The sequence below is a fragment of the Vogesella mureinivorans genome, from assembly GCF_007644035.1.
In the GTDB taxonomy this organism is placed as follows: domain Bacteria; phylum Pseudomonadota; class Gammaproteobacteria; order Burkholderiales; family Chromobacteriaceae; genus Vogesella; species Vogesella mureinivorans.
On record NZ_VMTV02000940.1, the window covers coordinates 1 to 391 of the forward strand.

Here is a 391-nt window from a genome sequence, read left to right on the forward strand (position 1 = left end):
CTGCGTCTCCTGGCCCGCGAGCTGCCGCCCTTCGTGCCGGCCACCCGCGACCTGTTCGACCGCCGCGAACAGCAGCAGCTGCCCTGGCCGCAGCTGCGCGAGCGCCTGCGCGCCCGCCTTGGCGACAGCGCGGTCTACCGCATCGCGCCGGCGGCCGACCCGCGGCCCGAACACGCCTGGCGGCGCCTGCAGGGCGATGCCGCGCGGATCAGCGAAGCGCCCCCGCGACCGCCGCGGCCGCTGTGGCTGCTGCCGCATCCGATCCCCCTGCGCGACCCCTGCCTGCGGGTGCTCGAAGGCCCCGAGCGGCTTGAGAGCGGCTGGTGGGACGGCGCCGACGCGCGCCGCGACTACTACGTGCTGGAAACCTCGCAGGGCCAGCGCGCCTGGG

General features: G+C 77.2%; 1 protein-coding gene. It reads left to right on the top strand.

What is annotated here, in order from left to right; translation table 11 throughout:
- The coding region (locus tag FLQ44_RS21240) for a hypothetical protein (RefSeq protein ID WP_206209046.1) at positions 1-391 on the top strand (391 nt) is incomplete at both ends.